Raw genomic sequence first — 22770 nt, forward strand, 5'->3', positions numbered from 1 at the left:
CCGCTCAACGTGGACTTAACCGCACACCGAACCCACCGCATCCTCAGCCACTATCGCTCGGCACCTCGCCCGCAGGGTTGCAGCCAAGCAGCGTGGCTGGGCGACGAAGGCCCCGCTCTCGTTCGCAACTATGACTATCCCCTCCCCATCATCACCCTGCGGCTCGAACTCACCGCGCGGTCTCAGCGTCGCGTGATCGCGATGGCGCAACGATTCTAGGGCGGCTCCCTAGATGGGATGAATGAAGATAAATTAGTCGCCAGCTGTATCCTCGGCGGCCGCATAGAATCTTCAGTGGCATCAACCTGTGATGCTTACTATTCGCAACCGAAGCCTCACACGCCGTTGCGCTAAGTTTGCCGATGCGAGGTGTGCGGTGACCGGTCCGCGGCTGTGACCTCGCTGCAACTGGTCCGCCGTATCCACCGAAGTTGGGGTCTAACCGTCTTGTCCATCCTGTGTCTCAACCGTATCCGTTGAGCAGAAAAGTAAAGCAAAACAGCAGTTTATAACAATTTCAAACAACAAGGCAGCCACGTCGCATCTCTTTGCGGCGAGCGCGGGCGGCTGCTTGGATCGGGCTCGGGGCTATGAAGATCATTAGCACTCAACACACCATGGTACGCTCGCTCGCCCTCGCGGGCGTTTCCCTCGCGGTGCTCGGCGGCGCGATGGGACGAACCTCCGCTCAGGAGGCGAACACGCCGCGACGGGGCGTCTCGGCGAACGCAGGTAGCGTGCAGCTCGACGAGTTGAGTGTTGAGAGCCGGGGCGCCGGTGAGCGCTATGGGCCGGTCTCGTCCGGACAACCGGGACCCGGCCGGCCCGAGAACCCGAATGGGCCAATCGACGGCTTCGTCGCCAAGCGCTCCGTCACCGCTCTCAAAACCAACACGCCGCTGATCGAGACGCCGCAGTCGATCACCGTCGTAGGACGCCAGCAACTCGACGCCCAAAACGCGCAGAACCTATCCCAGGCGACGCAGTACGTGGCCGGCACCTACGCCAGCCCGTTCGGCTACGACACGCGCTTGGACTACTTCCTCCTGCGCGGCTTCGTGGCGAGCGACTACGGCCTCTACCTGAACGGCTTGCAGACGCTGAACTACGGTTTCGGCTACTTCCGCTACGACACCTTCGGGCTGGAGCGCGTCGAGGTGCTGCGCGGGCCCGCTGCGGTGCTGTTCGGCGCCGGCCCGATCGGCGGCATCATTAACCAGGTCAGCAAGCGCCCGACCGAGGATCCGTTCGGCTACGTCGAGGTCGGCGGCGGCTCGTATGGTCAGAAGTACGCCGCCTTCGACGTCGGCGGCCCGGTCGACAAGGAGGGGCACTACTTCTATCGCTTGACCGGATACGGCCGCAACGGTGGCACGCAGATCGACGGTCTGCAGGACAACAGCTACTTCATCGCACCCGCGTTCACCTACAAGCCGGACGGGGCGACGACCTTCACGGTCCTGACCGCATTCCAGCATGACACGACCGGCGTGTCGGCGAACTTCCTGCCCTACGCCGGCACCGTTCGCCCGCAGGCGCTTGGTCTGCGCATCCTGCGCTCGACCAACGTCGGGGATCGCGACTTCAACACCTTCCAGCGCGATCAGGCGTTCCTCGGCTACCAGTTCGAGCACGTCTTCAACGACACGTGGTCGTTCCGTCAGAACCTGCGCTACTCGTTCGGCGACAGCTATCAGAATTCGTACATCGGCAACGGCTACGCCTTCGGAGACGCGACGCAGACCCAGCTCGCCCGCTACCAGTTCCTCGTGAAGGACCGGGTCAACATCTTCCAGGTCGACAATCAGGCAGAGGCGCGCTTCTTCGACGGCTACTTCCGCCATGATCTGCTCATGGGCCTGGACTACAAGGATTATCGCCTGAGCGACAATCAGGGCACGAACTTCGGCGCGAACCCGTTCTACTCCGCGCCGGACCTCAACATCCTGGCCCCTGCGTACGGTGGACCCGCCGGCACGCCGGGTCCCTACCAAGTCAACTTCGATACCTTCAAGCAGCTTGGCCTCTATGGGCAAGATCAGATCAAGCTCACCGATCAACTGACCCTGCTGGTCGGTGTCCGGCAGGACTTCGCCGAAAACCGGATCAACGACAAGCTGACCAATGGCGCTCGGAACGACGGTCGCAATGATACCGCAACCACCTACCGTACGGCTCTGATCTACAACTTCGACTTCGGGCTCGCGCCGTACGTCAGCTACTCGACCTCGTTCCAGCCTCTGATCGGCACCGACATCAACAACCGAACGTTCAGACCCGAGACGGGGGACCAGATCGAAGGCGGCGTCAAGTTCGAGCCGCCAGGACAGGGATACTTCGTTACCTTGGCCGGCTTCGACATCCACCGCCAGAACGTGCTGACGGCGAATCCAACCAACCCGCAGTTCCAGTCGCAGCTCGGCGAGGTGCGCTCGACCGGCTTCGAGGCCCAGCTCACCGCCACCGTGTTCAGCGGCCTCAACGTGTCGGCCTCGTACACGATCTATGGACTGACCAACGAGAAGAACGGTGACCTCACCCTCATCGGTAAGGTTCCGGTGAATACCCCAGAGAACTTCGCCAATATATTCTTCGACTACACCTTCCCGACAGGCGAGCTGCGCGGCTTCGGGTTCGGCGGCGGTGCGCGTTACATCGGTCGGTCCTTCGCGGATCAGGCCAATCTTTTCCACGTGCCTGAGTACGTGCTGTTCGACGCGCAGGTTCACTACAACTGGGATCGCTGGCGCTTCCAGGTGAACGCGACTAACATCGCTGATCGGCGCTTCGTCTCGTCCTGTCAGACGGTCAACGCCTGTTTTTACGGTCAGGCGAGACAGGTATTGGCGAGCATCAGCTATAAGTGGTGAGGAGACACTCCTGCAGTTCGCCTGCCATGCGTTGAGCATGCAGCGCACCACTCAATCTGTGGTGCGTCGGTCGTCAGATGGTCGCTCCGGGGGGCGCCATTTGCGGTCGATCCTCAGGCCACGCCGGCGTGGACGTGATCGCGCCATCGCCACGGGATCGAGGGCGCGGGCTTCATCGGTCCACCCGGCATCGGACAGCTTCTTCAGCATGGCCGACCAGAAGGGTCGATGGCGCCATCGACTGAAACGTCGATAGACGGAGCCGCGCGGACCGTACACTGCCGGGCAATCTGGCCACCGGCATCCTGTCAGCGACACATGGACGATGCCGGACACGGTGTGACGGTCGTCTAGGTGCTCGGCGACTGAGTTAGGCATGTAGGGGGCAATGACAGCCCACTGCGCGTCGCTGAGCCAGAACAAGCCTTCCTGATCGACCATACGACGTAGGCCATCCGCGACGCTCTAGCCTTTTTAGAATAGCTCCAATGAGATCGCAAGGCTTTCGGTGCCGATTCGACGAGCCAGACGTCAGACGGTCTACATCGATTTGCTGAGGTTCCAGCAAAAGTAATCTCTTTAGAACCAACTTATTGGTTTCGGATGTGTCCAGAAATTTTACATATCAATCCGAACTTTCGTGGCCAGATCGCAGTCGTTAGCTGGTACAGCGTTAGTATGTTTTCGGCTTTCGAGCAACGACTTAACTTCAGATGTCCACCTCTTCCGAAATTTCAAGTTGACTAACGGACGGCCGCCTTGGGGGAGCGCCGACAGCCGTCCGAACAGCTGGATTGGGTCATCAAAAGCCTGTCCGCTTCTCCAGTGCTTTTTCCCTCAAGAGGACGGGCGGCTTTCGGCCAGACTGCGTCATGCCGAAGCTTCAATGAGCACAAAACCGACCGTTCAGCTTTGCGCCCCGCTCAGTCACTCAACCGGTTGTGACGAGGTCACATAACCGGACGATACTGCCCAATTCAGTCTACCCCGATGGCCTATGGGGGCATCACTGATGAGGGGGTAGCCAAGGGTCCGGTCTCAATCGCAACGGCATCGGAGCGGGCGACTGCGCTAGCGCCAGCGCGTTTTCTCGGAAGACCGCCGGCGTCTGTGCTCGGAACTGTCCCGACTGCGTGCTGTTCCCCAGTCCCACAGTTACTGGCACACTGAGGTGTATCATGCGTGTACGCGAGCCCGTCTCACGCCGTCACATGCTCCAGTCCGGAGCTGTCGCCGCCACGAGTACCTTGATTGGTATCAGAGGAGCCGCAGGCTTGGAGACGACGTTCGACAGGCCGACTGACGCTCCAGCAGGGCGTCGAACGAAAACCCTCGATCCTAACTACTTCGAGGGAATGTACGCGACCGAAGCGGATCCGTGGCGCTTTGCCACGAGCCCATACGAGCGCGACAAATACGCCGCGACGCTGGCTGCCCTGCCGCGCGCCCATTACGCATCCGCACTGGATGTCGGCTGCTCGATCGGCGTGTTCACGCACCAGCTCTGTCGCCGCTGCGACGCGTTGATCGGCCTCGACGTGGTGCCGTCCGTTTTGGAGGCGGCCCGTGCGCGATGCGCCGATTGCCCGAATGCGCACTTTCTGCTGGAGGCCGTCCCAGGCGCTTGGCCGGACGGTCGGTTCGACCTCATCGTGATCTCGGAGGTGGCGTACTATCTCGACCGCGCCGATCTCGCGCGCTTGGTCGCGCGTGTCGAGGGCGCTCTGTTACCCGAAGCCGATATCGTTCTGGTCCACTGGCTCGGCGTGACCCACTACCCGCTCTCCGGCGACGAGGCGGCCGAAGGCTTCATCGCGGGTGCTCGAGCCTTCGCGACGGTCGTGAAACAGTCGAGGACCGCCGAGTATCGGCTCGACGTGCTGCACGCCCGCAAATCGGACGCCGGCTAGAGTTCGGCGATCCTAGGGCGGGCGCAGGGCCGTCAGGCTCCGTGCCGTCTCTGCACCGTCGCGACCGCGTAGAGGACGAGGCCAGCCAGCATCAAGAGCAGACCCGCCAGGGACTGAAAGGGTCTCACCGCCACGAGATAAACCATCATGAACAGGGTCACCGCGAGGAAGACCAGCGGCGTGAACGGATAGCCCCAGGTCCGGCACGGCCGTGGCAGGTCGGGTCGGGTAATCCGGAGCTTGATCAGGCCGAGCACGGTCAAGAAGGAGCAGGCGATCAGGCCGAACTGTACGAACGCAAGCACCGCCTCGAAGCTCTGCGTCAGAAGCAGGAGGCTGGCGACCCCGCCTTGAAGCAGGATTGCGGCGCTCGGTACGCCATTGCGCGCGCGACGCGCGAACACGCGCAGGGGCGCCACGTCCTCTCCCATCGCCACCGTTACGCGGGGACCGATCCACATCATCGCGCTGATCGTCGGTATCAGGCCGGCGCAGATTAGGAGACCGACGAGGCGGCCACCCGCCTCGCCGAAGACGTGACGCCCGGCGATCAGGCCGACCTCGACTTGCCCGACGAGTTCCGTCAGCGGCGTCGTGTAGAGGAACACCGCGTTCAGCGCGACGTAGAGCACCACCACGCACCCCGTCCCGGCCAGCAGGGCCCGCGGCAGGCTGCGCTGCGGATCGCGGAGCTCGCCGACGATGTAGGTCGCGGCGTTCCAGCCCGAATACGCGTACATCACGAAGACCAAGCTGACCGCGAAGCCGGCGTTGATGATCTGCGTGACGTCCTGCGCGCCGGGGACGAAACCGATGGACTGGCCACCGCCCCGGGTGAAGCCGACCGCGATGAACACCACGATCAGGGCGAGCTTCAGCAGCGTGAAGCCGACCTGAAACACGCTGCTGTGGCGCAGGCCACGCAGGTGGATGGCCGTGACAATCCAGATTAACGCGAGGCCGAGCGGAAGTGCAGGCGCGCCGGGCAGTACAGCCTCGGCGTACCGCCCGAACGCCATAGCGGCGAGCGCCACCGGTGCGGCGAACCCGACGGTGGCCGAGAGCCAGCCCGCCATGAACCCGACCGCCGGGCCGTACATGTGTGAGAGGAACGTGTACTCGCCGCCTGAGCGGGGAAACATCGTGGCGAGTTCGGCGTAGCAGAGCGCCCCACAGAGCGCGACGACGCCGCCGACGGCCCACAGCAGCACCAGGGCGAAGCCGGACGGAACGTCCCGGGCCTGGAAGCCGAGGCTGGTGAAGACCCCGACGCCGATCATGTCGGCTACCACGATGGCCGTCGCCGTCAGCGTCGAGACGGCCGGCAAGCTCCGGGTGGCCCTTGGTCGATCAACCATCTCTGCCACCTGCCGGGATCCATCGCGCTGATGCGCCTGCTCACGAGAAGCCGAGCGAGCGACAGCCTGTGCTTCGCATGTGACAAACCGAGTGACCGGCCGCTGCGTAACCGTCGATTAAGTCGCACGCCGTGATGGCCCGTAAACCGGGAGACTGGAATATCTTCCGGCAGCGGCCGTTCGTCGACGACAGAGCGCGATCATGGCGATTGTCGCTGCTTCTCGGGAGAACACCATGGATCAGCGCACGCCGCTCGACCTGACGTTCGACGCCGTCGCCGCGGCACGCGCGGTGTCACAGTCGGCGGCGCAGCGCGCGCAGACTCAGGACCGCGACGATAGCTTCCCAGCCGAAGACGTCGCCGACCTCGCACGTCTGGGCTTGCTCGCGACGCCCGTCCCATCCTGGGCTGGCGGCGCTGATCTCGGTGAGGAGTCGGGAGCCTCCAGGCTCGCCACGGTACTGCGGTTGGTGGGATACGGCAGCCTCGCCCTCGGGCGGCTCTACGAGGGTCATGTCAACGCGTTGCAGCTCATCGCTCGGTACGGTGACGCCGGCCAGCAAGAGCGCCTGTTCGCAGATGCCCGCGCCGGCCACCTGTTCGGCGTTTGGAACACAGAGCCGCCCGAGGACGGCCTCGTCCTGCAGGATGGCGTTGACGGCATGTGGCTCAGCGGCGTGAAAACATTCGCCTCTGGGGCGGGCTACGTCACCCGTGCGCTCGTGACGTGCCGCGGTCAGGCCGGGATCGGAACCCTGATGCTGGTCGTGCCTCTGGAACCCGGGACCCGGAGCGACCTGTCGGCGTGGCGGGCCCACGGCATGCGCGCCTCGGCTACGGGAACTCTCGACTTCGGCGGCATCGCCGTGGCGGCGGAGGACGTTCTGGGCGGCCCGGACGACTACTTCCGCCAGCCAGATTTTTCGGGCGGCGCGTGGCGGTTCGCGGCCGTGCAGGTCGGAGGCATCGAGGCTGTGTTCGACGCCTGGCGGGGGCATCTCGCCGCGACCGGCCGTGGCGGCGACCCACACCAGCTCGCGCGTCTCGGCGAGGGTGCCATCGAGGTCGAAGGGGCCAGGCTGTGGGTGAACCGCGCTGCAGAGACAGTTTCCGAGGGCATCCTTCCGCCGGAGCGCGTCGTCGCCCTCGTCAATCTAGCACGACTATCCGTGGAGCGGGCCGGGCTCGACGTGCTGCAACTCGCCCAGCGCTCGGTCGGCCTGCAAGGATTCCTGCTCCCGCATCCCCTGGAGCGGCTGTCTCGCGACCTTGCCACTTACCTGGGCCGGACCGGGCCCTCACCACGGCCGCCGAGGAGATCCTCAGGGCCGGAGGCATGGCCGGGGACCTGTGGGACGGGACCATTGCATGAGCGCGGCCAGCGGTATTGATGCAGCCCCGGTCGTAGACGGGTGGCTGGATACACCGAGCCGTTACGGCCGCGTCAGCCGTGCGTTCCACTGGCTGATGGCCGCGCTGTTCGCGTGGCAGTTCGCAGGCGCGCTGCTGTAGGTCGCCACCGGCGACAACGCGGTGACGCGCATCGTCGGCGGCAGCCACTTCACCTTGGGCTTCACCCTGTTCGTGCTCGTGCTTCTACGCGGTGCCTGGGGCTTGGCGAACCTGGCCCGGCGCCCGCCACATCCGGGGCGACTTGGTCGCGCCGCGGTCGCTGGCCACCTTTTCATATACGCGCTGATGGGCGTCGTGCCGGGCATCGCGCTGCTGCGCCAGTACGGCTCGGGCAAGCCGTTCGCGCCCTACGGCATCCCGGTGATGCCCGGGCGCGACGAGAAGATCGCTTGGATGGTTGCCCCCGGTGACTTGCTCCATCACTGGCTGGCCTTCACGCTCTTGGCGGTTTTGGCCGGCCACGTCGCCATGGCCTTCCTGCACCGCAAGCTCCGAAAGGAGGACGTGCTCGTGCGGATGACATGAAGGGGTCGAAAGAGCGGCGCAGTCGGGAGATGGCGCTTTCGGAATGCCGCGCCGCGTCTGCTTCCGACCCGTGAGCGGACCCTCAGTTGACAGGCTCGAAGTCGGCGAAGGGTCATCTACTGCCGGGGTGCAGGCATGATCCTCTCAATCAGCCCGGTCCAAAGCTAGCCGGTCAGGTCAGCGGGAGCTGCGGCGGAAAACACTTCCGCTTTGGGTGATTGCTTGAGCCCTCGTGTACGGCTGGGTTGGGTCAGTACGAGGCCTTCCGCTTTTCCAGCCGATCGTTTCCAAAGCGGCTGTTCGGCTTACGGCCAGATTACGTCTCAACAGATAGCTGTCACTCGCAAAACCGGGCATTCGGCTTCGCGCCCACCTCGGCCATTCAGGAAGCTCTCGTCTTTGCCAGAAAGCGGACCCCGATGTGCTGCTTTTGTTACGTCCTGAGCCATAGCCCATCAGACTCCGACTCGATCTCGAACAGACGGAGGGCACGAAACGACCAGCCCGGTGAGACGGAGCCGTCCCGGAGATCGAAGGAGGCGAGATGCCGTGGGCAGAGCAGCCGTCCAGCGACGCATCGGCCGAGACCCAGATCCGCCCCCTCGTGGGGGCAGGCCCGCTCGGCGACAACGATCCGCTCGCCGTCCCGCACGAGAAGGAGGTGGTGTCCGCTCACGGTGATCGGCATCAGGGTCCGGCCGGCGAGAAGGTCGTGCGGGCCGAGGTAAATCCGCTCGGGCCGTTCCGCCTCAGCCACCGAGATAGGCGTCCCGCACATGCGGGTCCGCGATGAGGGCGCGCCCCGTCCCCTCGCGCACGGTGCGGCCGGTCTCAAGGAGGTAGGCGTAGTCGCAGAGTTCGAGGGCCGCGAAGGCGTTCTGCTCGACGAGCAGAACGGTCGTGCCCGCGTCGCGGATCGCCCGGATCACCGCGAACATCCGCTCGACGATGTTGGGGGCGAGGCCTAGAGAGGGCTCGTCGAACAGCACGAGCTTCGGGCGTCCCATCAGCGCTCGACCGATCGCCAGCATCTGCTGCTCGCCGCCCGAGAGCGTGCCGGCCGCTTGGTCGCGGCGCTCCGCGAGGCGCGGGAACTCCCCGTAGATGCGGTCCAGATCCGCCCCGATCGCCCCCCGGTCGCGGCGCAGATAGGCGCCCATGGCGAGGTTCTCGGAAACGGTCATCTGCGGGAAGACGCGCCGGCCCTCCGGGCAATGAGCGATGCCCGCGGCCAGGATACGGCGAGGCTCCCCGCCCGCGATGTCACGCCCGGCGAACCGGATCGCGCCGGAGCGCGGTGATACGAGGCCGGAGATCGCCCGGAGCGTCGTGGACTTGCCGGCCCCGTTGGCGCCGACGAGGGCCACGAGCTGGCCTTCGCGCACGTCGATCGTCAGCCCTTTCAGCGCATTAACGTGGCCGTAGCCGCAGACGAGGTCGCGGATCTCAAGCATGCACCGCCTCCTGAACCGCCGCGGCGGCCTGCCGGGCGGCGCTGCCCTGGCCGAGATAAGCCTCGATCACCGCCGGGTCGGTGCGGATCCTGTTGGGCGGCCCCTCGGCAATCAGGCGGCCGTAGTTGAGGACGACGATGCGGTCGGAGACCTCCATCACCATCGGCATGTCGTGCTCGACGAGGAGGATGGTGATGCCGCGCTCGCGGATCTGCCGGATCAGCCGCACGAAGACCCGCGTCTCGGAGGCGTTCATCCCCGAGACCGGCTCGTCGAGGAGCAGCATGGTGGGCTCGGTGGCGAGCGCCAGGGCCACGCCGACGAGACGCTGCTCGCCATAGGCTAGGGCGCCGGCCTTCTCGTGCGCTCGGCCGGCGAGGCCGACCCAGTCGAGGAGCGCCTCGGCGCGGGCCTGCGCTGCGCGCTCGCCGGCACCCGAGCGGCCGAGGAGCGCGTCGAGAACCGGCACGCGGCCCGCCGCGGCGCCCATCTGGTGCAGGCCGATCATCACGTTGTCGAGGACCGTGTCGTCCGGGAAGACGCTGGTGCGCTGGAATGTGCGGGCGAGGCCGAGCCGAGTGATCGCGTGCGGCGGCAGGTCTCTCAGGGATGTGCCGTGGAAGCGTACATCGCCCTGGCTGGGCTTCAGGAAGCCCGTCATCACGTTGAAGGCCGTGGTCTTGCCGGCCCCGTTCGGGCCGATCAGGCTGACGATCTCGCCTGCGCGGACGTCAAAATGCAGGTCGGCGATGGCGACGAGGCCCCCGAAGCGAACCCCTACATGCTCGACCGAGAGGATCGCGCTCATCGCTGCACCGCCGGATTGGCCTTGAGGATCGGGGCCGAGCGGCCCTGCCGGCGGCCGAGCAGCGCCGCCAGTCCCGGCACGATGCCCCGCGGCATCACGAACAGGATCACGATCAGCACGAGGCCGTAGACGATCCACTGCGCCTCCGGCGCCATGACCGGGCGGAGCGCCACGGGCAGCAGGCCGAAGATCAGGCCGCCCACGACCGGGCCCATCAGGGTGCCCTTGCCGCCCGCCACCACCATGATCACCATGGTGACCGTGGTGGCGAACAGGAACACGTCGGGGTCGATGATCCGCAGGTAGTGAGCGTAGAGGCTGCCGGCCGCGCCCGCCATCGCGGCCGACATCACCGCCGCCACCGTCAGCGTGCGGGTGGCGTTGATGCCGACCGACAGCGCCAGCGGCTCGTTCTCCTTGAGGCCCCGCATCGCCCGGCCGAAGCGCGAGCCGACGAGGCAGGCGACCACGATGTAGCAGAGCGTGCCCACGCCGAGCACGAGGTAGTAATTCTGGAGCTTGGTCCGAAGGGTCCACATCCCGAGGCCGGGCAGGCCGAGGGTAATCGCCGGGATGTTTGTGAGCGCGAGCGGCCCCTGGGTCAGCTCCACCCAGTTGAGAGCCACGAGCCGCACGACCTCGGCGAAGGAGATCGTCACGATCACGAAATAGGCGCCTCGCACCCGGAAGGAGAGCCGCCCGATCAGGTAACCGCAGCCGCCCGCCGCGATCGTTGCCAGCAGGAGCCCGACCACCGCCGGCCAGGGCTCGTGGACTGCGCGGATCCCAAATCCGAGATTCACGTCGAAGCCGAGGCTCGTCAGCGCGCTGACATAGGCCCCGATCCCGAAGAACGCGATGTGGCCGAGGCTGAGCTGCCCGGTGAAGCCGAGGAGCAGGTTCAGGCTCATGGCACCGATCGTCAGGATGCCCGTCACGATCAGCGCGTTGAGGAGATAGGGGTTGGCGCCGAGCCCCAGGGGCAGGACGACGAGGCCGGCGAGCAGGGCGAGGGGGAGGAGCCGGCTCATCCGATGCGCTCCGCCTTCGCGAATAGCCCGGTGGGTTTGTAGAGCAGCACCACGATGATGATAAGGAACCCCATCGCGTCCCGGTAGCCGGAAGAGACGTAGCCGGCGCCCAGCTCCTCGGCGAACGCCAGGACGAAGCCGCCGATGGCCGCGCCGCTAACGTTGCCGAGGCCGCCGAGAATAACGATGGCGAAGGCCTTCAGCTCGGCGAGCCCGCCCATCTGCGGGAACACCACGTAAACGGGACCGAGCAGGGCGCCGGCGGCGGCAGCGAGCGACGAACCCAGCGCGAAGGTGGCGGTGTAGATGCGGCGGACGTCGACGCCCATCAGCGCCGCCGTGTCGGAATCCTGGAAGGCGGCGCGCATGGCGAGCCCGAGCTTGGTCCGGTTGATCAGCGCGTAGGTCAGCGCGATCAGGGTCAGCGCCGCCCCGAGCACGAACAGCCGCAGCCACGACACCGAGACCGGGCCGATCTGGAGCGGTGCCTCGGGGAAGGGCGAGGGGATCGCCTTGGCGACGCCGCCGAAGGTCCAGAGCGTGCCCGATTGCAGGATGATCCCGGCCCCGATCATCACCAGCATGGTGGTGTCGATGTCCGAGCCCCGGAACGGGCGCAGCAGCAGAAGCTCGATCGCGGCCCCGAGCAGGAGCCCCCCGAGGATCGCCACCGGCAGCGCCAGGAAGAAGTTCAGCCCGAGCGCCGCGACGGCCAGGTACATCACGTAAGCGCCGACCGTGTAGAGCGCGCCGTGGGTGAAGTTCACGACGTTCATGATCCCGAAGATCAGCGTCAGGCCGATCCCCAGCAGCGCGTAGGTGCCGCCGAGAATGAGCGCGTTGACGAGGTGCTGGATCAGTTCGTTCACGGGCGGCCTCCGAAGGTACGCCCCGGCCCGGAGGCCGGTGGACGGACGAAGGGACCGGCGTCAGACCGCCGGTCCAAGGGCGCTCACAGCGCTGGCACGATCACTTTCCCGTCCTTGATCTCGATGAGGTAGACGTCGGGCTTGCTCTGGCCGCTCTCCTTACCGGCGGGGCCGGCCTTGGTGAAGCGGATCGGCCCGTTGAGCCCGACGAAGTCGACCGACCAGAACGCCTTGGTGATCACGGCCGGATCGGCCGAGCCCGCCTTCTCGATGGCGTGGGCGATCGCGCGGATGCCATCGTACCCGCGGAAACTCTCGGTGACGCCGGCGAAGTCGAAGCCGCGCTTCTTCCACGCGGCGATGAAGGCCTCGGTGGCCTTTGGGTCCGGCGTCTTGTCGGGCGACCAGGGGAGGAAGGTTGTGAGGTGCATCGTGCCATCGGCCGCCGCGCCGGCCTGGGCGATGATCTGGTCCGGGTTCTGGGAGCCGCCGGTGGTGATCACCCGCTTCTTCAGTCCCAGCGCGGCCATCTGCTTGAACAGCAGCACGAGCTGATCGACCGAACTCGTGATCATGATCGTGTCAGAATCCGACGCCTTCAGCTTGGCCAGCTGGGCGCTCATGTCCTGCGCGCCCTGATCCATCGTCTCGACGAGGCCGACCGTGACGCCCTTATCCTTAAGCATCTTGCCAAAATCGGTCGCCGCGCCGCGGCCGAAATCGTTGTTGAGGATCAGGAAGTCGACCTTCTTCAGCCCGAGGCGACCGACCATCGGCGCGAAAGTCTCGGCTTCCAGCGACGAGGGAGGCGAGATCCGGAACACGTAGGGATTGCCCGACGTCGTGATCTTGCCGGACGAGGAGGTCTCGACCAGCATTGGCGTTTCGTAATCCATGAGCTTCGGCATGACGGCTAATGTCAGGCTGGAGCCCCAGGCCCCCATCATCACCGGGGTCTTGTCGCTGGTGATCAGCTTCTCGGCGACCGCAGCGGCCTCGGTCGGGTTGCTCTTGTTGTCCTCGATCACGAGCTCGATCTTCTTGCCGAGGACGCCGCCCTTGGCATTGATCTCGTCGGCGGCGATCTTGGCGCCGTTGACCACGTAGGTGCCCGAGGCCGCGAATGGCCCGGTCAGCGGCTCGTTGACACCGATGCGGATCGTGTCCGCCCGAACGCCCGTCGCCGCGAGGGCCAGCAGGATCGCGGTCGTGAGGGTGAACCTGCTGGGCATTCTCGTGTCTCCGTTGCGTAGAACATGGAAGGTCGAGGTCAGGGGTGGCCGAACCACGATGCGAGGCGCGCGCGGACGAGGCCGAGGAGCAGGCGGAGCGGATTGAGGCCGGCGGGCGCCGGCGCCGCGACGCCGGAGAGCCGGGCATCGACGTTGCGGGCGAGTTCCACCGCGATGCGGCCGGCGACGTCGCGCACGAGGCCGGGGCGGCCGAACTGGGCGAGCGGCCCAGTCAGGGTGTAGCCGACCTCCAGTTCGATCCGGGCTGTGCCAGCCGCCGATCCCGGTCCGACTCGATAGCGGATCCGGCCCTCGGTGGCAGAGCGGCCGCCAGCATCGCTACCGGCACCATGGACCGATCCGCTCCGCGCTGCCTCGTCCCGCTCGATGCGGGCGCGACCTCGGAATGTCGCGGCGATCGGTCCGATCCGCACCTGCAGACCGCCCTCGACCATGTCGGGGGTCGGTCGCGCCGTCAGCACAGCGCCCGGCAGGCAGGCGGCGACCGCCTCGATGTCGCCGAGGAGGGCGAACACCGCCTCCGGAGGGTGGGCGAGGTCGAGGGCTTGCACGAAACAATGTGCCGGCGCGAAGGACGCGGCGAGCTCAGCCACCGCGGCGGGGGCGGTCGACGCGGCCGCGCTCGCCGGTAGATGGACGGCCGCTACGGTCCCCTCGCCGGTTCGGGCGCCGACCGGGCCGAGCGTCCGCTCGGCACCGGTCTCCGGGGGAATGCCGCGCGCACGCTGCGCCGCGATCACCGCCATCACTGCCCGGACGATGCCGGCGTACCCGGTGCAGCGACAGAGATTGCCCGAGAGCCCGACGCGGATCCGGCGTTCGTCGGGCTCGGGCAGACGCAGGACCAGGTCGCGCGCGGCCACCAGCATGCCGGGCGTGCAGTAGCCGCACTGGAGCGCGTGCTCGCGATTGAAGGCGGCCCGCAACTCGCCCGCGATCTCATCTGTGTCCAGGCCCTCGATCGTGGTGACGGCGGCGCCCGCGCAAGCGCCCGCGAAGGTAAGGCATGCGCGGACCGGCTCGCCGTCGAGGAGCACGGTGCAGGCGCCGCAGACACCGTGCTCGCAGCCGAGATGCGTGCCGGTGAGGTCCAGCCCGTCGCGCAGCACGTCGCCAAGGTGGCTGCGCGGCTCGGCAGCCAGACGCACGGCATGGCCGTTGACCGTTAGCGCGAGGGCCATCCGGCCGCCCCCGGGATCCGCCAGCGCGGCGCTCATGCAGCCTCCAGACGACGGTGCAGGGGAATAGGTTTGGCCGCCTGCGCCACTGCACGGGCCAGAACGGTGACGTGGATGTGCCGCTCGACCGCATCCGCCATGCCGGACTTTCGCAGAGCCGCATCCGCCGCCTGTATGTCGAAGCGGGCGACGAAGTCGGTGCCGATGCGGCCGCCGAACAGCGGGCGTGCATCGGCGAGGAGCACGGGCGGTCCCTCGACCGCGCCGATCACGACGCGCCCCCGGCCCGCGCCGGGGTCGAGGTGCACGGCTCCGATAGCGTGGGCGAACTCGCCGATCTTCGCGCAATGCTTGACGTAGCCCCAGGCCGCGCCAGCCGGCAGCGCCGGCACGCGCACGGCGACCAGGATCTCACCCGCGCCGAGCGCGACCTCCAGCGCACCGGTGACGAAGCGCTCCACCGGCAGGGTGCGGCGGCCGTTCCGCCCCGCGATCTCGACCTCGGCACCGAGGGCCGTCAGGGCACTGACCCAGTCGGCGGCCGGATCGGCGTGGACGAGGCTGCCGCCCACCGTGCCGCGGTTGCGCACCGGCCGGTAGGCGATCGCGGCGGCCACCCTCTGCAGAGCCCCACCGGTGAGGTCGGGCACCCGGCCGTCCTCGATGTCGGCATGGGTCACGCAGGCCCCGAGCACGAGTGTCTCGCCCTCGACCCGCGCCTCCCGGAGTTCGGGCACGCCGGTGATGTCGATGACGAGGTCGGGCTCGACGAGGCGCAGGTTCAGCATCGGCCCGAGGGACTGACCGCCCGCGATCAGCTTCACGCCCGTGGGGGCTTCGGCGAGGCGCGCCAGCAGCGCGGGCAGGCTGTCGGGGCGCTCCCAGGCGAAGGCCGCGGGCTTCATGCGTCCTCCCGCGCGGTCGCAGCGGACTTTCCGGCAGCGAGCACCGCTTCCACGATCCGCCGGGGGGTGACAGGGGAGTGGAGCATCTCGACGCCCAGCGGCGCGAGGGCGTCGTTGACGGCGTTGGCGAGCGCCGCGGGTGGTGCGATGGCGCCACCCTCGCCGATGCCCTTCTGCCCGAAGCGCGTGTAGGGCGAGGGCGTCTCCATGTGGTCTATACGGGCCATCGGCACGTCCGGCGCGCCGGGCAGCAGGTAGTCGGCGAAGGTCGAGGCGAGCGGCTGGCCGCGGCCGTCGAAGCGCATCTCCTCAAGGAGCGCCGTGCCGATCCCCTGCGCGAGGCCGCCGTAGATCTGGCCGTCCACGACCAGCGGGTTCACCAGCGTGCCGCCGTCCTCGACGATGACGTAGTCGAGGATCTCCACCGCCCCGAGTTCGGGATCCACCGCCACCACGGCCGCGTGCGCCGCGTACGAGAAGGTGCCGGAATCGCGCACCGGCTTGTAGCCGGCTGTAACTTCGAGCCCGCCCGGATCGGTGTCGGGCGCGAGATCCTGCGGGCGCCGGTACCAAGTGTGGGCGATGGCCTCCAGCGGGACGTCACCGGAGGGACCGACGACGTGGCCGCCCTCGAAACGGCACGCCTCGGGCTGCGCCTGGAGCAGATGGGCGCCGATCTTGAGGGCGCGGGCGCGCAGCTCCTCGCAGGCCGCCGCGACTGCGCCGCCGGCCATCACCATCACCCGCGAACCCCAGGAGCCAGTCGAATACGGTGTCATCGCCGTGTCGCCGTGGATCAAGCGGGTGCGCGCCACCGGGACGCCCAGGATCTCGTGGGCGACCTGCGCGAGCGTCGTCTCCAGGCCCTGGCCGTGGGAATGGGCGCCGATCCGCAGCTCCAGGCCGCCATCCGGGGTCAGACGGGCGCTGGCCTGCTCGTGGCCGGGCACCATCGGGATGCCCCAGCCGGAATAAACCGAGGTGCCGTGCGCCGCCTGCTCGCAGTAGATCGAGAGACCGAGGCCGATCCGGCGCCCGTCCGGCTCGCCCTGCCGCTGGCGGGTGCGGACCGCCTCCACGTCGATGGCCTTCAGTGCGCGGGCCAGGGCCTCCGGGTAGTCGCCGCTGTCGAAATGCTTCTTTGTGATGTTTTCGAACGGCATCTGCTCGGGCCGCACGAGGTTCTTCTCGCGCACTGCCTCAGGCGCGATCCCCGCCGCGCGGGCGACAGCGTCGAGCACCAGCTCCAGGGCGAAGCAGACGCCGGTGCGGGCGACCCCGCGATAGGGCAGGATCGGACACTTGTTGGTCGCCACCGACCAAGTCCGGCAGCGATAGGCCGGGAAGTCGTAGGGGCCGGGGAGGATGCTGGCGACCTGCGCCGCCTCCAGGCAGGCCGAGAACGGGTAGGCCGAGTAGGCGCCGGAATCGACGGTGGCCTCGCAATCGATGCCGCGCAGGGTCCCGTCCCACTCGGCGTAAGCGGTGATGCGGTAATGATGCTCGCGGCAATTGGCGTTGGCGGTCAGGTGCTCGCGCCGGTCCTCCAGCCACCGGACCGGGTGGCCGCGTCCGAGCGCCAGCCAGGCGAGCGCCACGTCCTCGGCGAGCAAGATAGCCTTATAGCCGAACCCACCGCCGACATCCGGCGAGACGATGCGGATGCGCCCCTGCTCGATCCCGAGGCATTCGGACAGGCCGTTGCGCACGATGTGCGGCATCTGGCTCGCGGTATGGATGATGAGCTGATCGAGGCGATGATCGAGCTGCACCACAGTGCCGCGGCCCTCGATCGGCGCCATGCACTGGCGCCCCGTCGAGATGGTGCGGCTGACCTTGATCGGCGCATCGAGGGCGCCTTCAATGCCGATGTCGACGAGGGTTTCCAGAAAAACGTTGTCGCCCCAGTGCTCGTGGACGAGGGCGGAGCCCGGCGCGCGCGCGGCTAGCATGTCGTGGACGGCAGGCAGCTCCTCCAAGTCGAGCACCACGGCGGCGGCGATGTCCTCGGCCTCGGCGCGGGTTGGGGCAACGCACATCGCGACGAGTTCGCCCACCTGCCGGACCTTGCCGGTAGCCAGCACCGGCTGCTCGGAGACCTTGAAGCCCGGCAACCCCGAGACGGCGCGGATCGGCAGCACGCCGTCGAGGTCGGCGGCGGTGAACACGCGGTCACGATACGCCTCCGGGACGTGGACGGCGCGGATGCGGGCGTGGGCCAGCGGGCTGCGCACGAAGGCCACGTCCTGCATTCCCGGCAGGCGGAGATCGCCGACATACTGGCCGCGCCCGCGCATCAGGCGGTCGTCCTCCTTGCGGGGCAGCGGTGCCCCTACACCCTCGTAGCTCATCGGGTGCCTCCGAGAAGGTCCAGTGCGGCGCGGACCAGGATGCCGTCGGGCCGGCGGAATTCGTTGAGGATCGAAAAATGGTCGGCGTCGGGCACCGGCAGCAGGGCACCTGGCGCGTGAGCGGCGCTGCGCAGGGCGTGGAGATTGCGGGCGTCGTGGACGAGGGCGGGGAGTTCCCGGCTGCCGTAGGCCAGCGTCATGGGCTTGGCCGTCACGGCAAGCCGCAGGGGCGACAGGGTCTCGATCTTGTCGTCGGTCAGCCCAAGCTTCGCGTCCAGGTATGTCTCGCGGATCGGAGCGAGGTCGTAGACGCCAGAGATCGCCAGGCCTGCGGTCACGGCGGGATGCCCGAGCTGCAGAGCGGCGAGTTGCGCCCCTGCGGACCAGCCGGCGAGAACGATTGTGCCGCCGATCCCGCGCGCCACTCCGTGCTCGGCGAGCCAGTCGAGGGCCGCTCCGATCTCGGCGACGATGCCGGCGAGGCTCGCCTGGGGCGCGAGGGTGTAGCCCGGCATCGCCACCGCCCAGCCGACCGCATTCAGCCCCTCCGCAAAGCATGCGAAATCGGCTCTGGCGTTGCGCTGCCAGTAGCCGCCGTGGACGAAGACGAGACAGGGGGCCTGCGTGTCCGCCGCAGGGTAGAGGTCGAAGGCCGCGCGCTCCCCCGCGGCGTAGGGGATGTCGAGCCCGGCCGGATGCGCAGCTCGGTACGCCGCCGAGGCCGCGTTGCGGGCCGCAACCTGGGCCGCGCTGTCGGGGACGGCCGCATTGTTGTCATAACAGGCGCCGCGGGCCGCCGGGTCCAAGTCGGCCCAGCGGCGGCGCGGGTCTGGCGGTGTCGGGTCGTCGAGGACGAAGGTGGACCCCTGTACCATCTCAGGCCGCGATCGCCTGCGGCAAGATCGGCGAGTCGGCGTCGAAGCGCCGGCCCGCACGCAGGCAGAAGGCCGGTCGCAGCAGGCGGTCGGCGATCACCCGCGTGTCCTCGTTGTCGCGCAGCAGGAAGCGGCCGCGATCGTCGTGCAGCACCGAGACGTCGGCCGCGTAGCCAATCTTGAGGGCGCCGATCCGGTCGCCCATGCGCAGCATCTCGGCCGGATGCGACGTCACCATCGGCACCACCTCCTCCAGCGGGATGCCCAGCGCCATCATCGAGCTCATCGCCTGGGTGAGGCTGAACCGGGCCTGCCCGAGGAACGGGTGGTTCTCGTCGTCGTGGTGCTCGTCCGGAGTGCCGGCGGGCTTCTTCACCTCGGGGACCTCGGTGTTGTAGCCGTGCATGTCGGCGCCCAGCGTGTAGGGGATTACGCCCGCCGGCAGGGACGCGCGGGCCACGCGGTAGGAGAAGTGGCTGCCGTGGCCGACATCGACCTTCAGCCCAGCCTCCATGGCCCGGCGGATGATGTGGTGGACCTCGCCCTGCTCGTTGATGAAGCCGCCCGGGTGGCGGGTGAAGGGATGGGCCAGCACGTCGCCGGGCCGCAGCAGCGGGATGACCCGCTCGACGATGGTGTTGGCGTCCTCGCCGTTGGCGCCGGATTCCGGCAGGCCCCAGAGCTGGCCGAAATGCACATAGAGCGGCAAGTCGGCGCGGCGGCTGATCTCGGCCGCCATCTCCATCACCTTGATGCCCCAGCGGGCGAAGCCGCCAATCTCGGCGTGGCCCTTGATGCCGCGCACGAGGTCGCGGTTCTCGGTGGCCGACTTCACCGTCGCGTCGATGTCGACGCCGTCCGGGCTGTAGAGGTTCGGGTAGAAATGCCCCTCCAGGCCGCCAACGAGGTAGGCCGACAGGAAAGCGAGGACCTGCGTCTCGGAGCGCTCTGCGATGAAGTGGCGAAACCCCGGAAGGGTCATGCAGGAGGGACCGCCCTGGTCCACCACCGTGGTGACGCCGGAGCGCACGCCGACCATGTCGGGGTTCAGGCCGAACCGGCCGGTGACGTACTGGTAGACGTGCGCGTGCGTGTCGATCATGCCGGGCAGGACGAGCTTGCCCGCGACGTCAACCACCGCGACTGCAGCCGATGGCAGGATGGTCTCCTCCACGGCTGCGATGCGCCCGTCCTGCACCGCCACATCGCGGATGCCATCGACGCCGGAGGCAGGGCAGATTACCCGCCCACCACGCAGAACCAGATCGTAGCGGCGATTGTCCATCTCGACCTCGTGATCCTGGCCAGCTCGTGCAGGCCCCATTCTTGCCAAATGCGAAGCATGCTTCGTAATTAGCTCTGCATAGAGTGTGCCAGGGCTGGAACTGGTCTGCGGAGAAGGGTGATGGATGAGTGTCCGCGAGCCGGCCTTGCAGAGGAGGCGACTGCAGCGGGGGCGCCAGTAGGCCCGCAGCATTGGCCTCTGAGTGACCGCCCGGGTTTCCTTGCGCGCCGCATGCACCAGATCCACGTCAGCCTGTTCGCTGAGCGATGTGCTGCCTTCGGCGTCACTCCGTTGCAGTACAGCCTACTCTCTGTCCTGCGTGACTTGGGGGAGGCCGATCAAACGACGCTGGCGGGTGCGGTCGCCCTCGACCGAACGACGACGACCGGCGCCCTCAAACGGCTGGCGGCGCGCGGTTTCGTCAGTCGCTCGACGTCACCCATTGATCGCCGCGCCCAGATCTGTCGCCTGACAGCGGAGGGCACGGCCCTCCATGGCGCAATGGAGCCTGCAGCGCGGCTCGCGCACGCTGTGACGATCGAGGCGCTCACCCCGGCGGAACAGGACCAGCTGACCAAGCTGCTGAGACGTGTCATCAACGGACACGAGCACCGGCGAGGACAGGCCATCATCGAGTGAGATGCGTCCAGTGCGGGGTCAGGCCGGGCTAGTCCGCTATCTCGGCAGGTTTTTCCGAAGCGGACATGCCGCTTTCGGCCAGCACCGGTCGCGTTAGCCGGCACCTGTGAACGTCTGGGTTGGGTGGATTACCGTCAGTCCGCTTTCGAGCGGCCAAGCATAAGAGCGGACATTACCACCGCGCCCGCTCACGATCCTCCTCTGACCTTCGGAAGGTCTGCTTTCGGGCAGTCCGGTGGGTTGGCTCTGGCAGCTCGAGACCGAAAGCCGCTGCTACGCACAAAGGTCGAGAAGCGTCTGGCCGTCTAGGCGGCGCTTCTCAGACCGGGCGCCGATTCGCCGAATTTGCGTAACGTCTCCGAGCTGACGGGGTTCGTCCAAAGTGATCCGGACCTTGAAGCACTTGATGAGCTAAAGGTTCAATCCGGCACTCGGCGACCAGCCAGCCCCTGCGTTCCAGCTTTACGCTGCCACGCTCTATCCATGCACGCCGCTCCCCGCAGCTGAGACGCGCAAGTTCTCCCTTGCCTATCACACGGGGGAATCAGCGGAATTCAGCACCTTTAAGGTTTTGGTAATAACTTTAAAGCGCCTCCGCAGCGCTTCAAAGCTGATGTTGGGGAGGTCTGGTCTGGAAGTTAGCAGGAACATACTGCAGTGCGAAAAGGATGGTGCATTTCTGCCACTACAGTTCGCCGTCGCCTGTAACCTGAGCTGTTCCCGCTATCCATCAACCGCTAACTGTAGGATATTTCCTGCGTTGAGACGGGCAGGCTCCGTGGGGGCGCTCGGTAGGTCCAAAGCCGGCAGCCGCGATGTGCGAGCAGACCGGCAGGGAAGTGCCGAATGCGGGACGGACGCCTTGAGACCTTGGGAAGGAATGAGAAAATGATGAAGCACTGGCTCGCGGCCGGCGCAGCTGCGCTGACGATGGGAATGACCGCCACGGCGTCGTACGCCCAATCGACTACGGTCCCGGGTGAGCAGGTCGGTCTCGCAATCGGCGCGCCGCTGCCGGAAGGCTTGTACGCCATCAACACGTTCACCTACCGCCGCACCGACGGCCGGAACGACGCCGATACGGCCGTCAACATTCCAGTCCTGGTCTACTCGACTCCGCTGGTGCCGCTCGGCGGCCGCATCGAGCTGCTCGTGGCGCCTCCGACCGTGTTCGTCTTCACCCGCAACGCGGCGGGCTCGCCCAATAAGGATATCTCGATCAACGTCGGCACCTTCGTCGGCGGCATCTGGGCCTTCGATCTCGGCAGCAACTTCGGCGTCAGCTTGCTTGGCGGCGTGTACCTGAACGACCTCGACGGCGATCGCGGCTCGCTGTTCAACGGCAGCACCGCGGCCAACCCGATTTCTGGTGCTGGTCGGATCCCGGTCGGCACGCCTGTGCTGCCGCAGCTCTCCTCCAACACCTACCGCTTCGGCGTCGCCGGCAGCTACACCGGTAACGGCTACAACATCACCGCCAACCTGACCGCCAACATCTATGACTCACCCGGTCGCTTCGGTGGCTCGGTCGGCAACTTCATCGGCCCGATCCGCATCTCGGATGCCCTGAACTTCGACCTTACGGCAACGAAGAAGTTCGGCAACTTCGAGATTGGTGCCGTCGGCTACGGCACCTACAACTTCGACATCAGCCAGTACAGCGCGGCGGCTGGGAACCGTGGCCGCTTCGCCCTCGGCGGTCTGGTCGGCTACGACTTCAAGATCTTCACCGTCCAGGCTTACGTCGCCCGCGACGTCGTGACCGGCGCGACCCTCACCAACGCGTTCGGCCGCACCCGCAGCGACTACTCCACGGACGGCTGGATCCGCTTCATCGTCCCGCTGTACTCGCCGGTCGCCGCTGCCTCGCCGATCCCGGCCCCGCTAGTCCGCAAGTACTGAGCGTTACTGAAGAGTAGTTTGGGTCTACCAACGTTCGGCCCGCACTGGCGAGAGTGCGGGCCGTTTACATTTCCAGTGGCAAGATTCATTTTGCTGTATGGAAAAGTGGCGGAAGGCTCGAATCGAGCGAGCAGCTCGGATT

Annotated in this window: 17 protein-coding genes and 2 pseudogenes; 6 read left to right on the forward strand and 13 right to left on the reverse strand. The window is 67.1% G+C overall.

The genetic code is table 11. The features are described from left to right. Positions 1-617 precede the first annotated feature (617 nt). On the forward strand, positions 618-2870 hold the full coding sequence (locus OXS49_RS06570; protein ID WP_267422893.1) for a TonB-dependent siderophore receptor: 2253 nt from the start codon (positions 618-620) through the stop codon (positions 2868-2870). A 51-nt stretch (positions 2871-2921) separates the two neighbouring features. Here the strand turns inward: OXS49_RS06570 and OXS49_RS06575 are convergent, their stop codons facing one another. After that, entirely contained in the window at positions 2922-3311 is a 390-nt protein-coding gene (locus OXS49_RS06575; protein WP_267422895.1) for a transposase, read from the reverse strand. Between the two features lie 914 nt (positions 3312-4225). Here OXS49_RS06575 and OXS49_RS06580 point away from each other — a divergent pair. Beyond that, a complete protein-coding gene (locus OXS49_RS06580; protein ID WP_267422897.1) occupies positions 4226-4780 on the forward strand; it encodes an SAM-dependent methyltransferase in 555 nt (184 codons plus the stop codon). Between the two features lie 32 nt (positions 4781-4812). Here OXS49_RS06580 and OXS49_RS06585 read toward each other — a convergent pair whose 3' ends face one another. Next, positions 4813-6138 carry an amino acid permease gene (locus OXS49_RS06585; protein WP_267422899.1) on the reverse strand — a complete coding sequence of 442 codons (1326 nt, stop codon included), beginning with the start codon at positions 6136-6138 and terminating at the stop codon, positions 4813-4815. A 235-nt stretch (positions 6139-6373) separates the two neighbouring features. Between OXS49_RS06585 and OXS49_RS06590 the strand changes: the two are divergent. Together OXS49_RS06590 and OXS49_RS06595 are read left to right on the forward strand one after the other, a co-directional pair. Then, positions 6374-7512 (forward strand): annotated as a pseudogene (locus tag OXS49_RS06590) (acyl-CoA dehydrogenase family protein). Continuing rightward, a pseudogene (locus OXS49_RS06595) lies at positions 7509-8078 on the forward strand (cytochrome b). Before OXS49_RS06590 ends, OXS49_RS06595 begins: the two co-directional pseudogenes overlap by 4 nt. Positions 8079-8511: 433 nt before the next feature. Here the strand turns inward: OXS49_RS06595 and OXS49_RS06600 are convergent. The 11 genes from OXS49_RS06600 to OXS49_RS06650 all read right to left on the reverse strand — a co-directional run bounded on the left by OXS49_RS06600 (position 8512) and on the right by OXS49_RS06650 (position 20087). Continuing rightward, positions 8512-8835: a Rieske (2Fe-2S) protein gene (locus OXS49_RS06600; protein WP_267422903.1), complete on the reverse strand. Its 324-nt coding sequence runs from the start codon at positions 8833-8835 to the stop codon at positions 8512-8514. Further along, a complete protein-coding gene (locus OXS49_RS06605) occupies positions 8828-9532 on the reverse strand; it encodes an ABC transporter ATP-binding protein (protein WP_267422904.1) in 705 nt (234 codons plus the stop codon). The genes OXS49_RS06600 and OXS49_RS06605 overlap by 8 nt, the downstream gene beginning before the upstream one ends. Further along, positions 9525-10340: an ABC transporter ATP-binding protein gene (locus OXS49_RS06610; RefSeq protein ID WP_267422905.1), complete on the reverse strand. Its 816-nt coding sequence runs from the start codon at positions 10338-10340 to the stop codon at positions 9525-9527. The genes OXS49_RS06605 and OXS49_RS06610 overlap by 8 nt, the downstream gene beginning before the upstream one ends. Further along, positions 10337-11371: a branched-chain amino acid ABC transporter permease gene (locus OXS49_RS06615; RefSeq protein WP_267422907.1), complete on the reverse strand. Its 1035-nt coding sequence runs from the start codon at positions 11369-11371 to the stop codon at positions 10337-10339. Before OXS49_RS06615 ends, OXS49_RS06610 begins: the two co-directional genes overlap by 4 nt. Then, positions 11368-12240 (reverse strand): branched-chain amino acid ABC transporter permease, encoded by an 873-nt coding sequence (locus OXS49_RS06620; RefSeq protein WP_267422908.1) that lies wholly within the window; start codon positions 12238-12240, stop codon positions 11368-11370. Before OXS49_RS06620 ends, OXS49_RS06615 begins: the two co-directional genes overlap by 4 nt. A gap of 83 nt (positions 12241-12323) precedes the next feature. Further along, positions 12324-13472, reverse strand: coding sequence for an ABC transporter substrate-binding protein (locus OXS49_RS06625; protein WP_267422910.1), 1149 nt, complete (start codon positions 13470-13472; stop codon positions 12324-12326). A gap of 38 nt (positions 13473-13510) precedes the next feature. Then, positions 13511-14710, reverse strand: coding sequence for a 2Fe-2S iron-sulfur cluster-binding protein (locus OXS49_RS06630; RefSeq protein WP_267422912.1), 1200 nt, complete (start codon positions 14708-14710; stop codon positions 13511-13513). After that, on the reverse strand, positions 14707-15576 hold the full coding sequence (locus OXS49_RS06635; protein WP_267422913.1) for an FAD binding domain-containing protein: 870 nt from the start codon (positions 15574-15576) through the stop codon (positions 14707-14709). The genes OXS49_RS06630 and OXS49_RS06635 overlap by 4 nt, the downstream gene beginning before the upstream one ends. Further along, positions 15573-17927 (reverse strand): xanthine dehydrogenase family protein molybdopterin-binding subunit, encoded by a 2355-nt coding sequence (locus OXS49_RS06640; RefSeq protein ID WP_267422914.1) that lies wholly within the window; start codon positions 17925-17927, stop codon positions 15573-15575. The genes OXS49_RS06635 and OXS49_RS06640 overlap by 4 nt, the downstream gene beginning before the upstream one ends. Continuing rightward, positions 17924-18802, reverse strand: coding sequence for an alpha/beta hydrolase (locus OXS49_RS06645; protein ID WP_267422915.1), 879 nt, complete (start codon positions 18800-18802; stop codon positions 17924-17926). The genes OXS49_RS06640 and OXS49_RS06645 overlap by 4 nt, the downstream gene beginning before the upstream one ends. 1 nt (position 18803) lies before the next feature. After that, positions 18804-20087, reverse strand: a complete 1284-nt coding sequence (locus OXS49_RS06650) for an amidohydrolase/deacetylase family metallohydrolase (protein WP_267422916.1) — start codon at positions 20085-20087, stop codon at positions 18804-18806. Positions 20088-20207: 120 nt separating this feature from the next. On the opposite strand from OXS49_RS06650, the gene OXS49_RS06655 reads away from it, so the two are divergent. Both OXS49_RS06655 and OXS49_RS06660 read left to right on the forward strand, forming a co-directional pair. Beyond that, positions 20208-20726 carry a MarR family winged helix-turn-helix transcriptional regulator gene (locus OXS49_RS06655; RefSeq protein WP_267422917.1) on the forward strand — a complete coding sequence of 173 codons (519 nt, stop codon included), beginning with the start codon at positions 20208-20210 and terminating at the stop codon, positions 20724-20726. 888 nt (positions 20727-21614) lie between these two features. Then, positions 21615-22628 carry a transporter gene (locus tag OXS49_RS06660; protein WP_267422918.1) on the forward strand — a complete coding sequence of 338 codons (1014 nt, stop codon included), beginning with the start codon at positions 21615-21617 and terminating at the stop codon, positions 22626-22628. The last annotated feature ends 142 nt before the right edge of the window (positions 22629-22770 follow it).

The organism is Methylobacterium sp. GC_Met_2 (genome assembly GCF_026540795.1).
Lineage (GTDB): Bacteria > Pseudomonadota > Alphaproteobacteria > Rhizobiales > Beijerinckiaceae > Methylobacterium.